The sequence below is a fragment of the Pseudonocardia asaccharolytica DSM 44247 = NBRC 16224 genome, assembly GCF_000423625.1.
In the GTDB taxonomy this organism is placed as follows: domain Bacteria; phylum Actinomycetota; class Actinomycetes; order Mycobacteriales; family Pseudonocardiaceae; genus Pseudonocardia; species Pseudonocardia asaccharolytica.
Genome location: NZ_AUII01000018.1, coordinates 1 through 12,586, shown reverse-complemented (window position 1 = coordinate 12,586; position 12,586 = coordinate 1). Strand labels below are relative to the sequence as shown.

13 protein-coding genes are annotated in these 12,586 nt (G+C 72.9%); 7 read left to right on the top strand and 6 right to left on the bottom strand.

All coding sequences use genetic code 11. The features are described 5' to 3' along the window. Positions 1–59 precede the first annotated feature (59 nt). The 4 genes from G567_RS0116930 (at position 60) to G567_RS0116915 (ending at position 3,607) form a co-directional block, all read left to right on the top strand. Positions 60–824 (top strand): ABC transporter ATP-binding protein, encoded by a 765-nt coding sequence (locus G567_RS0116930; protein WP_051233222.1) that lies wholly within the window; start codon positions 60–62, stop codon positions 822–824. Between the two features lie 57 nt (positions 825–881). Next, entirely contained in the window at positions 882–1,661 is a 780-nt protein-coding gene (locus G567_RS0116925) for an enoyl-CoA hydratase/isomerase family protein (RefSeq protein WP_028930911.1), read from the top strand. A 104-nt stretch (positions 1,662–1,765) separates the two neighbouring features. Beyond that, entirely contained in the window at positions 1,766–2,785 is a 1,020-nt protein-coding gene (locus G567_RS0116920) for a class I SAM-dependent methyltransferase (protein WP_084796202.1), read from the top strand. Positions 2,786–2,923: 138 nt separating this feature from the next. Beyond that, positions 2,924–3,607 (top strand): response regulator transcription factor, encoded by a 684-nt coding sequence (locus G567_RS0116915; protein WP_245585678.1) that lies wholly within the window; start codon positions 2,924–2,926, stop codon positions 3,605–3,607. A gap of 24 nt (positions 3,608–3,631) precedes the next feature. Here the strand turns inward: G567_RS0116915 and G567_RS0116910 are convergent, their stop codons facing one another. Next, positions 3,632–4,591 carry a nucleoside hydrolase gene (locus tag G567_RS0116910; RefSeq protein ID WP_028930908.1) on the bottom strand — a complete coding sequence of 320 codons (960 nt, stop codon included), beginning with the start codon at positions 4,589–4,591 and terminating at the stop codon, positions 3,632–3,634. A gap of 75 nt (positions 4,592–4,666) precedes the next feature. Here G567_RS0116910 and G567_RS0116905 point away from each other — a divergent pair, with 75 nt between their 5' ends. Further along, positions 4,667–5,407: an acyltransferase gene (locus G567_RS0116905; RefSeq protein ID WP_028930907.1), complete on the top strand. Its 741-nt coding sequence runs from the start codon at positions 4,667–4,669 to the stop codon at positions 5,405–5,407. Positions 5,408–5,469: 62 nt separating this feature from the next. Here the strand turns inward: G567_RS0116905 and G567_RS0116900 are convergent, their stop codons facing one another. From G567_RS0116900 to G567_RS29470, 4 genes are all read right to left on the bottom strand, one after another. Continuing rightward, a complete protein-coding gene (locus tag G567_RS0116900; RefSeq protein ID WP_028930906.1) occupies positions 5,470–6,726 on the bottom strand; it encodes a glycosyltransferase family 4 protein in 1,257 nt (418 codons plus the stop codon). 35 nt (positions 6,727–6,761) lie between these two features. Further along, complete coding sequence (locus tag G567_RS0116895; protein WP_028930905.1) at positions 6,762–8,261, bottom strand: 1,4-alpha-glucan branching protein domain-containing protein; 1,500 nt, start codon at positions 8,259–8,261, stop codon at positions 6,762–6,764. Continuing rightward, positions 8,258–9,022: a class I SAM-dependent methyltransferase gene (locus G567_RS0116890; protein WP_028930904.1), complete on the bottom strand. Its 765-nt coding sequence runs from the start codon at positions 9,020–9,022 to the stop codon at positions 8,258–8,260. The genes G567_RS0116895 and G567_RS0116890 overlap by 4 nt, the downstream gene beginning before the upstream one ends. 99 nt (positions 9,023–9,121) lie before the next feature. Further along, complete coding sequence (locus G567_RS29470; RefSeq protein WP_245585677.1) at positions 9,122–10,216, bottom strand: polysaccharide deacetylase family protein; 1,095 nt, start codon at positions 10,214–10,216, stop codon at positions 9,122–9,124. A gap of 257 nt (positions 10,217–10,473) precedes the next feature. Between G567_RS29470 and G567_RS0116875 the strand changes: the two genes are divergently transcribed. Then, entirely contained in the window at positions 10,474–11,049 is a 576-nt protein-coding gene (locus tag G567_RS0116875; RefSeq protein ID WP_028930903.1) for a MarR family winged helix-turn-helix transcriptional regulator, read from the top strand. Positions 11,050–11,056: 7 nt separating this feature from the next. Here the strand turns inward: G567_RS0116875 and G567_RS29465 are convergent, their stop codons facing one another. Continuing rightward, positions 11,057–12,109: a DMT family transporter gene (locus G567_RS29465; protein WP_051233210.1), complete on the bottom strand. Its 1,053-nt coding sequence runs from the start codon at positions 12,107–12,109 to the stop codon at positions 11,057–11,059. 179 nt (positions 12,110–12,288) lie between these two features. On the opposite strand from G567_RS29465, the gene G567_RS29460 reads away from it, so the two are divergent. After that, positions 12,289–12,586: helix-turn-helix domain-containing protein (locus tag G567_RS29460; protein WP_154667159.1), on the top strand; the 298-nt coding region annotated here is incomplete at its 3' end.

Here is a 12,586-nt window from a genome sequence, read left to right as displayed (position 1 = left end):
CCGGATCCCTGCCTGAGCCGATCGTCACCGACCGCGATCTCGCCGATCTCGTCATCCATATGGACGGGGTGGACGTGCGCCGCGGCGTCACGACGTTGATCGCCGGCGTCGCCTGGTCGGTCGAGCTCGACGAGCGTTGGGTCGTGCTCGGTCCCAACGGTGCGGGCAAGACGACGCTGCTGCGGCTGGCCGCCGCGGAGCTGCATCCGACGGTGGGCACGGTGCATGTGCTCGGCGAGCGGCTGGGCCGGGTGAACGTGTTCGAGCTGCGCCCGCGCATCGGGTTCGCCACCGCGAACCTCGGGTCGCGGGTCCCCGGCGACGAGATCGTCAGCGACGTCGTGGTGAGTGCCGGGTACGGCGTGCTCGGCCGCTGGCGGGAGCGTTACGACTCGACCGACACCGACCGGGCCCGGCACCTGCTGGCCGCGTTGGGGGTCGAGCGGCTGGCCGGCCGGGCGTTCGGAACGTTGTCGGAGGGCGAACGCAAGCGGACGCTGATCGCCCGCGCCCTGATGACCGATCCCGAGCTGCTGCTGCTCGACGAGCCCGCGGCCGGTCTCGACCTCGGCGGGCGCGAGGATCTGGTCGGCCGGCTCGCGGCGCTGGCCGCCGATCCGGACGCGCCGGCGTCGGTGCTGGTCACCCACCACGTCGAGGAGATCCCGCCCGGCTACACCCACGGCCTGCTGGTGCGCGCGGGCCGGGTCGTGGCCGCCGGGCTGCTCGACGACGTGCTCACCGACGAGAACCTGTCGGTGACGTTCGACCTGCCACTGGCGGTGCAGCGTCGCCGCGGCCGGTATTCGGCGTGGCTGCGCTGAGGTGAGATTCACGTCCTGTGCTCGGCCGGCCGGTCGGGGCGGGTTAGGGTGCGCGGCGTGACTGAGTTCGTGAGCCTCGAGGTCGACAACGGCGTGGGCACCATCCGTCTCGACCGGCCGCCGATGAACGCGCTGAACCGCCAGATGCAGGAGGAGTTGCTCGAGCTCGCCGCCGAGGCGACGCGGCGCGACGACATCCGCGCGGTCGTCGTCTACGGCGGGGAGAAGGTCTTCGCGGCCGGCGCGGACGTCAAGGAGATGTCCACCATGTCCTATGTGGACATGGCCCCGGTCGCGCGGCGGCTGTCCGCCGGGCTCGGTGCGATCTCGACGATTCCGAAGCCGACGATCGCCGCGGTCACCGGTTACGCACTGGGCGGCGGTCTCGAGGTCGCGCTGAGTACCGATCGGCGGATCGTGGGCGACAACGCCAAGTTCGGCGTCCCGGAGATCCTGCTCGGCATCATCCCCGGCGGCGGCGGCACCCAGCGGCTCGCCCGGCTGATCGGTCCGGCGCGGGCGAAGGACATGGTCTACACCGGGCGGTTCGTGGACGCGCAGGAGGCGCTGGCCATCGGGCTGGTCGACGAGGTCGTGCCGGCCGATCAGGTCTACAGCCGCGCGCTCGAGTACGCCGGGCAGTTCGCCAACGGTCCGGCGCTGGCCTACGCCGCGGCGAAGAAGGCGATCGACGGGGGCCTCGACACCGACCTGCGCACCGGCCTGGACATCGAGTCCGACGTGTTCGCCGGGTTGTTCGCCACCGAGGACCGGACCATCGGTATGCAGTCGTTCATCGAGAACGGTCCGGGGAAGGCGAGCTTCACCGGACGCTGAGCCCCGGTCGGCTGCCGATCCCTGGCTACGCTGGTGACCGATGAGTGACACCCGGGCTCGTTCCGAACCCTTTCCCGAAGGCCGTGACCGTGCATGATCGTCGGATGTGGGTCGGCGGCGTCACCGGTGACGCCGGTGTCCCACATCCGACGATCTCCGAGGGGCGGACCCCGGTGCCGGTGCCGAACCCGCACGCGACCGCCGAGCAGGTGGCGGCGGCGCGGCACGATCCGAAGCTGGCCAACGTGCTGTACCACGACTGGGAGGCCGGCTCGTACGACGACAAGTGGTCGATCTCCTACGACGAGCGCTGTATCACCTACGCCGCCGACCGGTTCCGCGCCATCGCCGGGGACGCCGACTGGCCCTACGGCCGGGCGCTGGAGCTGGGCTGTGGCACCGGGTTCTTCCTGCTCAACCTCATGCAGGCCGGTCTTGCGGCGTGGGGCTCGGTGACCGATCTCTCGCCCGGAATGGTGCAGGCCGCGCTGCGCAACGCCGAGCGCCTCGACCTCGGCGACGGCAGGGTCGACGGCCGGGTCGCCGACGCCGAGCGGATCCCGTACGACGACGACTCGTTCGACGTCGTCGTCGGGCATGCGGTCCTGCACCACATCCCCGACGTGGAGGCGGCGTTGCGCGAGGTGCTGCGCGTGCTGCGTCCCGGCGGCCGGTTCGTCTTCGCCGGTGAGCCGACCCGGATCGGCGACCGCTATGCCCGCAGGCTCGGGTCGCTGACCTGGAAGGCCGTCACGACCGTCACCCGGCTGCCGGGATTGCGGAGCTGGCGGCGCCCGCAGGTCGAGCTCGACGAGTCGTCGCGGGCGGCCGCGCTGGAGGCCGTCGTCGACCAGCATGTGTTCGATCCCGACGACCTGGCGGCCATCGCCCGTCGCGCGGGGGCGGCCGACGTGCGGGTGGCGACCGAGGAGTTCACCGCCGCGATGCTCGGCTGGCCGGTCCGCACGTTCGAGGCCGCGGTGCCGACGGGACGGCTCGGCGCGCGCTGGGCGATGTTCGCCTACCACGGCTGGCAGCGACTGTCCTGGTTGGATCGACATGTGCTGTCCCGCGTGGTGCCGCGCGGGTGGTTCTACAACGCGCTGATCACCGGGACGGCGTAGCGCTGCCGGCGTGGGCTGACGCTGCGTCACGGCAGCCGGCGCGCCATGAGTGATCATCCTCGATCGTCCGGGTGGCACCGTTCGATGCGGGACGGACCGCACCGCCGGCGATGGCAGCATCCGGTGCGGAGGTGCGCGATGAGCGAGGTTGCGAGCGAGTCCTCGATCCGGTGCTCGCCGAAGGCCCCGACCGGACGCCGCGAGTGGATGGGCGCTGCGTCGCCCGATGTGGTCGTGCTGGCGGAGGGGGCGGCGGCGGACGGGCTGGCCGCCGACCTGCGTGCGGCCGGGCTCGCGGTGTCGGGCGCTGTTGCCGCCGCGGCGGCGGTCCCGCCGCTGACCGGGCCCGGCACGGTCGTCGTCGTCGATGTCGGCGGGGGCGTCGACCACGTCGCGTCGCTGGTGGTGGCGCTGCCCGCGGTGCCGGTGCTCGCCGTCGCGGCGAAGACGGACCACGATCTGGTGCTCGACGCGGTCCGCGCGGGCGCGGCCGGGTTCGTCGTGCGCACCGCCGATTGGATCGCAGTCCCCGATGCCGTGCGGCGCGTCGCGGCGGGGGAGACGGTGTTCAGTCCGGGGCTGGCCGCGGGGGTGCTCGAGGCCTACAGCGGCGGCGTGCAGGCCGGGGCGCCGCGGCTGACCGAGCGGGAGTCGCAGGTGCTGCGCCTGGTCGTCGAGGGACTCACGGCGCGGCAGATCGCGGGCCGGCTGGTCCTGTCGCCGCGCACGGTCGAGAACCACGTCCAGCGCATGCTGCGGAAGCTCGGGCTTTCCGGACGCGCCGCACTCGTGCGGTACGCGATCGAGAACGGCCTCGCCTGATCCCCCTGTGAGTGCGTAACAGTGTTAGAACACTGTTACGCACTCACAGGGGGGTGTGACCAGGCGTTTCAGCACCTCGCCGAGCACGGCCGGGATATCGGCATCCAGCGCGACGTTCACCTGTGGGCCCGGGGCCGCCCGGCGCCGGTCGGCGACGGTGACCCCGCGCGCCGGGCCGAGATCACAGGCCACGCGGAGCGGAAACCCCGTGGTGCGCAGGGTGCCGGGCACGACCGCCTCCAGCACCGCCAGCGCGTCGTGCAGCGCCACCGCGTCGAGGCCGTACCGGGTCCGGAACGCGTTGTGGTAGTGGCCGATCACCGCGGCGAGCTGTGCGCAGCGCGGGCCGCCCGCGGCCAGTTCGGCGAGCCAGCGGCTGTCGGTGAGACAGCGCATCGTGAGGTCGAGCGGCACCAGCGTCACCGGGACCTCGGCCTGGGTGAACACCCGGTGCGCCGCCTCGGGATCGGAGAACACGTTGAACTCCGCGGCGCCGGTCGTATTGCCCGCGCCCAGCGAACCGCCCATCGCCACGATGCGGTCTATCCGGCCGGTCAGCCCGGGGTGCAGGGCCAGCAGCAGGGCGATATTGGTCAGCGGACCGATCGGGACGATGGTCACGGGCTCCGGCGCGGCCCTCAGCACGTCGGCCATCAGCCCGACGGCGCCCCGCGGGTCGGGGTCCGCGGTGGGCTCGGGCAGGCCGGCCGCTAGCCCGCCAAGGCCGTCGGCACCGTGCCAGCCCTCGGCACGTTCGGGTTGGGGGTGCACCAGCGGCCGGTCGGCCCCTGCGGCCAGCGGGACGTCGCCGCGGCCGGCCAGCGCGAGGACCCGCGCCGCGTTCGCGGTCGTCATGGGCAACGGGACGTTGCCGAAGACGGTGGTGACCGCACGCACCTCGACCTCCGGGCTGGCCAGCGCGAGCAGCAGCGCGACGGCGTCGTCCACGCCGGGGTCGGTGTCGATGATCAGCGGGATCGGCACGCCTCCAGCGTGACACAGCCGTGGACGACGACTCCTCCACCGGGTACGCGGCATAGGGTCTTCCGTGTGACCGGCATGCCGAGGCCTCGGGCCGTGCGTCGCCGGACGCGGCGCATCCGTCGCGATCCGCAGCAGGCGTGTTTCCTCACCCTCGCGTCGCTGCGCTGGGCGATCCGCCACCGCGCGATCACGCCCTGGTACCTCGTCCGCTACCTGCGGCTGTTGCGGTTCCGGCTGGCCAATCCGCACGTGATCCTGCGGGGCCTGGTCTTTCTGGGCAAGAACGTGGAGCTGTACGCGAGGCCCGGTTACGGACGACTGGAGATCGGCCGGTGGGTCCATATCGGCGACGGGACCTCGATTCGCTGTCACGAGGGCTCGCTGCGGATCGGTGACAAGGCCGTCTTCGGCCGCAGCAACACGGTCAACTGCTATCTCGACGTCGAGATCGGGGCCGCGACGATCGTCGCGGACTGGGTGTATGTCACCGACTTCGACCATGTCACCGCCGACGTACAGCTGCCGATCAAGGACCAGGGAATCGTGAAGATGCCGGTGCGGATCGGGCCGGGCTGCTGGCTCGGCGTCAAGGCGTCGGTGCTGCGTGGCACCCGGATCGGACGGGGGAGTGTGCTGGGCGCGCATGCGGTCGCCCGCGGAGACATCCCGGAGTACTCGATCGCGGTCGGCGCCCCGGCCCGGGTGGTGCGCGACCGGCTCGCCGACTACGAGGCCGGGGCCGAGCGGCGGGCGGCGCTGGCCGATATCGCGCGCAAGGCCGAGGTCGCGGTGCGGGAGCGGCTCAGCCGGGACTGACGGTGTTCCGCAGGTCAAGCCCGCCTGTGAGTGTGAAACAGTGTTCTAATACTGTTGCGCACTCACAGGGTTTTGCCAGTGGGGATCTTGGGTCGGCCGAGCTCGACGGGGCCGCCCGCCGGAGCGCGGGCATAGATCGCGGCCGTGCGGGCCGCCACAGCGGCCCAATCGAACTCCGAACCGAGCCGGACGCGCGCCGCACGGGCGCGCCGCGCCGCGGCGGCCGGGTCGTCGAGGACGGTCCCGACCGCGGCGGCCAGCCCGGCTACATCCCCCGGGGTGAACGACACCCCGGTGATCCCGTCGAGCACCACCTCGCCCAGGCCGCCCGCGGTCGATGCGATCAGCGGTGCCCCTGCTGCCGCCGCCTCGAGCGCGACGATCCCGAACGGCTCGTAGCGGCTGGGCAGGACGACCGCGTCGGTTGCGGCGAGCAATGCGGCCAGCTCGGCATCGGGAAGGTGCCCCGCGAACGTCGCGGCGCGGCGCACGCGGTGCCGGCGTGCCTCGTCGAGGAGGAACTCCCGTTGCGTGCCCTGACCGGCGACGACGAGCCGGGTGCCGGGATGGCGGCGGCGGATCCGGGGCAGGGCCGCCAGCAGATCCTGGATGCCCTTCTCGTACTCCAGGCGTCCGGCATAGAGCAGCAGCGGGGCGCCTCCGGGGGCGTAGCGGTCGCGCGCAGCGGTCACCCCGGCCCTGCGGACCCGCCAGCCGCGGGCGGTGATTCCGTTGTGCACCACGGCGACCGAGTCTGCGTCGAGCTCGAACAGGCAGGCCACCTCGTCGCGCATCGAGCGCGAGCAGGTGATCACCGAATCGGCCCGCTGGGCGAGCCACCACTCCACGGAATGCACCTGCCGGTTGAGGGGCGCGGACAACCAGCCCGCATGCCGCCCGGCCTCGGTGGCGTGCAGGGTCGCGACCAACGGGACGTCCAGCATGTCGGCGAGGGTGATCGCGGGATGGGCGACGAGCCAGTCGTGGGCGTGGATCACGTCGGGACGCCAGCCCCCGAGGTGGAGCAGCGCGGCGCGGAGCATGCCGTGGCCCATCGCGAGCGTCCAGGCGATCAGGTCGCACTCGAACTCGAGATGGAGCGGATCCTCGGCCGCCCGCAGTACCCGGACCCCGGGGGCGTCGGGATCGCGTTCGTCGCAGGTCGGGTGGGTATTCGCATCGGTTCCGGTGGCCTGCCGGGAGAGCACGACGACCTCGTGTCCGGCGGCGGCGAGCTCGCCGGCCAGCGCGTGCACGTGCCTGCCGAGACCCCCGACGAGGACCGGGGGGTACTCCCAGGACAGCATCAGTACCCGCATCCGGTGCATCCTGGCAAACTCGCCCGATCGGTTACTCATGGGTGGAAGGCGTCGGTGCGCAGCCCGCGGGCATCGAGGTGGCCGAACACGATGTCCTCGCCCCAGCCGGCGACGAGCCGGGCTGCGGCCGCCCGCCCGCCGTCGAGCAGCAGCCGGGACAGCTCGCTGACCCGCGCCGCGTGCAGCTCCGCCCGGGAGCGGGCGTAGCCGGCGGCGGAGTCCTTGCTGACCATGAACGCCCAGTCGCTGGACAGGGCCAACATCGCCTGCCCGGCCAGGGCATCACGCAGCGGGTCGCGGGGCAGCGACCGGCAACCGGGGGAATCGACGACGGCGAGCAGATCGCGCTGTACGCCGGCCCCCTGCGCCGCCAGGTCGGCGACCTGCTCGCCCGCCCACACCCGCCAGTCCTTGCCCGACCCCCACGACGCCGCCGGAAGCCGCACCGGTTCGCCGACCAGGCCCGCGTCGACCGCGCCGCGCAACGTGGAGACCCGCACCCCGGCGTCCGGCAGCGCCCGCAGCACCGCCTCCAGCCAGGCCGGGCCCTCGTGCCACCAATGCCCGAACAGCTCGGTGTCGAACGCGGCCACGGTCAGCCCCGGCTGCCCCAGTTGCTCGCGGATCGCCGCCAGCCGCTCGCGCACCACCCGCACGAAGTCCGCGGCGTCGCGCGCCACCGCGACGGCGGCCCGCTCGGGGTCGTAGGGGCCCTTGTGCTCGGGCGGCACCGTGTGGCCGGTGACCCTGGCCGGTTTGAGACCCGACGGGTGGTCGAAGGTGTGGAAGTCGCGGTAGTCCCGCCCGCCGGGATAGCCCTTGCGCGGTGACCACACCCGATAGGTGACGTCGAGGTCGCGGCCGAAGCACACGACGTCGGAGTCGCCGACGGTGCGCCCCAGCGCGGTGTCGCCGCGCAGCGCGGGGCCGTCGACGAGGAACCGGCGCACCCCCGCGTCGGCATAGCCGTATTCCATTCCCGGGGCGTAGCCGCATTCCGGGGCCCAGATCCCGGCGGGCCGGCCGCCGATCCGCCGGCCCGCGTCGGTCAGCCCGGTCTCCAGCGCGAACGTGCGCACCCGCGGGTCGAGCAGCGGGAGGAACGGATGCGTGGCCGGGCCGCCGAGCAGCTCGCAGGCGCCGGCATCGGCCAGCTCGCGGAAGATCGGCGAGGCGCCGTGCCTCCAGCGTGTCTCGAACTGCCCGAGCGCCGCGCTCGCCAACCCGTGCTCGCGCGCCGCGAGCTCGGGCAGTCGCGGCGCGGCACCGTGGGCGCGCAGCAGCCAGCCGCCGAGCCAGTCGTGCATCCCGCGCAGGCAGTACGGGTCGTCGAGCTGGGCGGCCAGCACCGGGGTGACGCCCAGGGTCAGCAGATCACGCCGGCCCTCGTCGGCGAGCCTGCGCACCACGTCGATCACCGGGAGGTAGGAGTGCGCCCAGGACTGGTAGAGCCATTCCTCGCCGACCGGCCACCGTCCGTGATGGGCCAGCCAGGGCAGGTGACTGTGCAGCACCAGGCAGAATGTCCCGATCATCGGCGAACCGCGGTGGCCACGAGGTCCAGGCTGGCTTCCAACCGGTCGGGGCGCAGCTCGAAGTCCTCGACGCGCACCGCCGCGACGTCGTCGCGCAGCGCCGTGGGCCACTCCCGCCCGCTGACGGCGACCGCCACCTGGGCATCGACGAGGCACCCGCCGTGGCGGGCGTCGAGCTCGCGCAGCCGCGACCCATGATGCAGCCCGCGCAGCTCGACGTCGAGGAACCCGGCCGCGGCGACGAGCGCGGCGAGCTCCCTGGGGTCGAGCTCGCGGACGTGGAACGGGTTGAGCGGGGTGTCGCGGCCGGGGGAGAAGGTGATCCGGTTGGGGGTGGACAGCAGCAGCGCGCCACCGGGCCGCAGCACCCGCGCGCATTCGGCCAGGAATCGCTTCTGTTCCCAGAGATGCTCGATGACCTGCAGTGACACCACGACGTCGACGGCGCCGGTGGCGGCGGGCAGCGCGACCAGGTTGGCCCGCGCCACCGCCACCCGCGGGTAGCGGCGGGCCACGTGCGCCGTGACCAGCGGGTCGCAGTCGAGCGCGAGGACCCGGCGCGCACCGGCGGCCAGCAGGTCGGCGCCGTAGCCCTCACCGCAGCCCGCCTCCAGCACCACCGCCCCGGCGCACCGGGCCGCCAGCGCGCAGTAGACGGCTTCGTGGCGGCGGTACCAGTAATTCTCCTGCGCGATACCGGGAACCGTTCGTTCGCCCGTGAGCGGTAGACAACCCACTTGATCATCATCACTGTCGGTCATCGCAGATGCACTCTACCGGCGCCGGTTCACCCCGCTGGCCGACGGCGGCGGAACCGCTCACCGCGGCGGCGGCCACGACCTCGTCGAGCACCGCGCGGCTCACGCGTCGGCGCCGACCTGCGCGTTCGGTCGCCTGCGCAGCTCGGCGAGCACGGCCGGGTCCTGCAGGTCCATCCACGCGCTCACCTCCGAGTAGGTGGCGCAAACGGTCTCGGGCCGCGTGCAGACCTCACCCATGAACTGCATGACCGCGGGGGTGAACGCCCCGCCCGACCAGTCGTTGAAATGGTTGCCGATTACCAGCGGGGCCCGGTTCTGGTTGTACGCGGCGGCATGGGCCGCCCGGTAGGCATCGAGCACCGCCGCGGTGAACTCGGCGGCCCGCGTCGGCTCGTTGCGGGCCCCGTTGAGGGCGAACCACAGGTTGTAGTCCATCAGGATCACTTTCTTGCCCAGCGCGGGAACCCGGACGAGCGGCATCCAGAACTCCCGGATCCCGCCATGGTCGGTCGGCCATGCGATGCCGTTCGACGTCCGGCTGGAGTCGTAGGTGAGCCCGTGCGCGGTCATCGCCGGGAACGCCTCGTCCCAGTTCCCCTCCAGGCACGGTGTCCGCCCGCCTCGCACGGTCGCCGGATCGAGCGTGAGGCCCTGGTTCCGGGCGGAGTCGATGAACTCGAAGAACTGGTCCAGCTCGTCGTTCCACATCGCGGTCGACCACCGGTCGGCGCTCGGTTCGGCTCCGCGGCAGAAGTGGCCGTTGTAGTGGGTGCCGATCTCGTGGCCGCGGGCGAGCGCGGTGTTCACGTCGTCGATCAGCGTGGCCACTTCGGCCGCCGATCCGCCGAACCCGATCGACGATTTCCCCGCCGCGTGGCCCGGGCCGCGGTACCGGTTGCGCTGGTCGTTCTCGAGCAGGTAGGTGCCGGACAGGAAGCCGGTGATATGGGCGCCAGACCGGGCGGCCACATCGAGAACCTGCTGCCAGTGCTGGTGCGAACCGACGCCGTCGAAGGAGAACAGCACGAACTGCGGTGGACGCTCCCCGGGGGCCAGCGGCCGCATCCAGTTCGCGACGCGGTCCTGCGCGGGCTCCGCTGGTGTCTCGACGCGCTCGGGCGGGCGGGCGTCCGGCCCGGCGTCGGGCTCGCTCGGCCACCACTGCCCGATGAGCATCGCCAGCGCGAGCAGCACGGCGACGACGAGCGGGAGGCCCGGCCGGAAAGCTCGTTCTCGTCCCTGTATGACCGGAGTCCCCCTCGACGCAGGCAACGTCAACTCCGCCCGACGCTAGGGGGGCGGGTTCCGGAATCGGGTGAGGTCGGCGGCGTGTCGGGCAGATGACCCGTTCAGGTTGCCGCGCGTGGGAACCTCTTCCGGCCGAACCGCCGCGGGGATGCGCCGCCGTGGCCGTAGGCTGGCCCCGGACCGATAACAGACAGGGAGGTCACATGGCCCATGAGCCGGCGGACCTCGACCAGCGGTTGATGGACGCCGTCGAACGGCTGGGCGCCGCGGCACGTGCCATGCTGCGCCGCAGCGCCCTCGCCGAGGGACTGTCGTTGACCCAGGCCCAGCTGCTGCTGCGGATCACCGCCGACACCGCCCCGCCGCAGGGAACCGGTTCCCTGGCGGGCTGGCTGGAGGTCTCGGCGCCGACGGTCAGCGACGCGATCCAGACCCTTGTCCGCAAGGGGATGGTTGAGCGCGGGTTGCGGTCCGGTCGGGCCTGGACCGCGACCGCCATCGGACGGGCCGTGGCGCGGCGGCTGCGTCGTTGGCAGGATCCGCTGCGCGCCGCGCTGGGCGGGCAGCCGGACGCGGCGAAGGCCACGGCGCTGGAAACGCTGCTGCACACGATCGCCGAGCTCAACGTCGGCGGGCACATCAGCACCGCACGGACGTGTCTGACCTGCCGCTTCTTCCGCGCCGACCCCGAGGCCTGGTGTGCCCTGCTGGAGACGGCGCTGGCTCCGGCCGACCTGCGGGTGGACTGTCCGGAGCACGAGCCGCGCACGAGCGCGTGAGGGTGGCTCAGGTTCCCTTGGTGCATCCCGTGGCGGCGCAGGGCCGTCCCGCGACGGCGGCCGGGAGAACGACCCGGTCGGACTCCGGGGGGTCGACGGTCGCCGTGTCCGCCGGCGCGGACGCCGGGACCTGGCCGGAGACCCGGGGCGGGTGCAGCAGCGGGGACTGGGCCAGCATCGCGACCCCGGCGATGAGGATCCCCATCCCCAGCGCCGCCAGGACCAGCGGAGCACCCAGCTCCGGCAGCGGCTCACCGAAGCCGACGACGCCGAGCAGGTAGCTGGCCAGCGGATCGGCGATGACGACCGCGGTCATTGCCGGGGCCAGGGGACCGCTGGCGTATGCGGCCTGCTGCAGGCTGAACGAGGCCAGCGAGACGGCGGCCAGCGTGTAACCGGGCCAGCTGGTCAGCAGCCCGACCAGGCCGTCGGTGACTGCGGTCCCCGCGGTGAGCTTGGTCATGGCGGCGCCCACGCTGAACAGGACGCCGGCGCCGACCGAGAGCATCGCCGCGCGGACCGGTGCCGAGCGGCCCCGAGCCAGAACCACCAGCATCACCGCGAGCAGGAGCACGGCCGCCATCGCCGGGATCAGCGTCGGGTAGTTCGCGGTATCGGTGGTCGACGAGCCGCGGGTGGACAGCACCAGGACCAGCCCGGCGCACACCCCGACAGCACCCGTCCAGTCCCGCAGGCTCGGCCGTCGGCCGGTACCCAGGGCGGCCAGCGGAATGCTGAACAGCAGCGTCGTCACCATCAGCGGCTGCACCACCGAGAGCGACCCCAGGTGCAGCGCTGCCGCCTGCAGAAAGAAGCTGCCGCCGTCGACGATCCAGCTGCCCAGCCACAGCGGGGTGGTGAGCAGGGCGAACGCGAAGCCGGTGGCGTAGCGCACCCGGCGTCGCACCGAGCGCTGACGCGGGTCCTCCGCGGCACCCGGTGCCGGACGTGGCACGCGCCGCCGCACCTCGCCGGCCAGCCGCGACGCGGCGCGCTGCTCACCGGCGGCGCTGAGTGCGGCCAGCGCCGCCGACGCCAGGGCCAGCGCGATCACGATCACTTCGATCTCCCCGGGATCGGCGGACGGGCCACGATCTGGGTCGGCGTTCCGAGCCCGGCCCGGAACCACCTTGTCTGCTACAAGGCGCGGGTGTCATCCGGAATTCCCCCGGGTTCGGGACTCCGGGACCCCTAGTGTCTTGCGCCTGAAATTCGTTGATGATGTCTAGTATGGGCGTCGTGGCACGCACGGGACGGCCGGTGGCCGCGGTGACCTTGACCGACGACGAACGGGCGACTCTGGTGCGCTGGTCGCGGCGGGCGAAGTCGTCGCAGGCGCTGGCGCTGCGATCGCGCATCGTGTTGGCCTGCGCGGACGGTGGGTCCAATCAGGACGTGGCCGCCGATCTCGGGGTGTGGCCGCAGACGGTGGGCAAGTGGCGGCGCCGCTTCGTGGAGGCGCGCCTGGACGGCCTGTCCGACGAGCCGCGGCCCGGTGCTCCGCGCACGGTCACCGACGAGCAGGTCGAAGCGGTCG

Excerpts from the sequence above, each read along its gene's own strand:
- G567_RS0116895 (WP_028930905.1), bottom strand. The coding sequence starts at position 8,261 with ATGATCGGGACATTCTGCCTGGTGCTGCACAGTCACCTGCCCTGGCTG.
- G567_RS0116915 (WP_245585678.1), top strand. The coding sequence starts at position 2,924 with ATGAGCGAGGTTGCGAGCGAGTCCTCGATCCGGTGCTCGCCGAAGGCC.
- G567_RS0116930 (WP_051233222.1), top strand. The coding sequence starts at position 60 with ATGGACGGGGTGGACGTGCGCCGCGGCGTCACGACGTTGATCGCCGGC.
- G567_RS0116920 (WP_084796202.1), top strand. The coding sequence starts at position 1,766 with ATGTGGGTCGGCGGCGTCACCGGTGACGCCGGTGTCCCACATCCGACG.
- G567_RS0116875 (WP_028930903.1), top strand. The coding sequence starts at position 10,474 with ATGGCCCATGAGCCGGCGGACCTCGACCAGCGGTTGATGGACGCCGTC.
- G567_RS0116890 (WP_028930904.1), bottom strand. The coding sequence starts at position 9,022 with ATGACCGACAGTGATGATGATCAAGTGGGTTGTCTACCGCTCACGGGC.
- G567_RS0116905 (WP_028930907.1), top strand. The coding sequence starts at position 4,667 with ATGCCGAGGCCTCGGGCCGTGCGTCGCCGGACGCGGCGCATCCGTCGC.
- G567_RS0116900 (WP_028930906.1), bottom strand. The coding sequence starts at position 6,726 with ATGCGGGTACTGATGCTGTCCTGGGAGTACCCCCCGGTCCTCGTCGGG.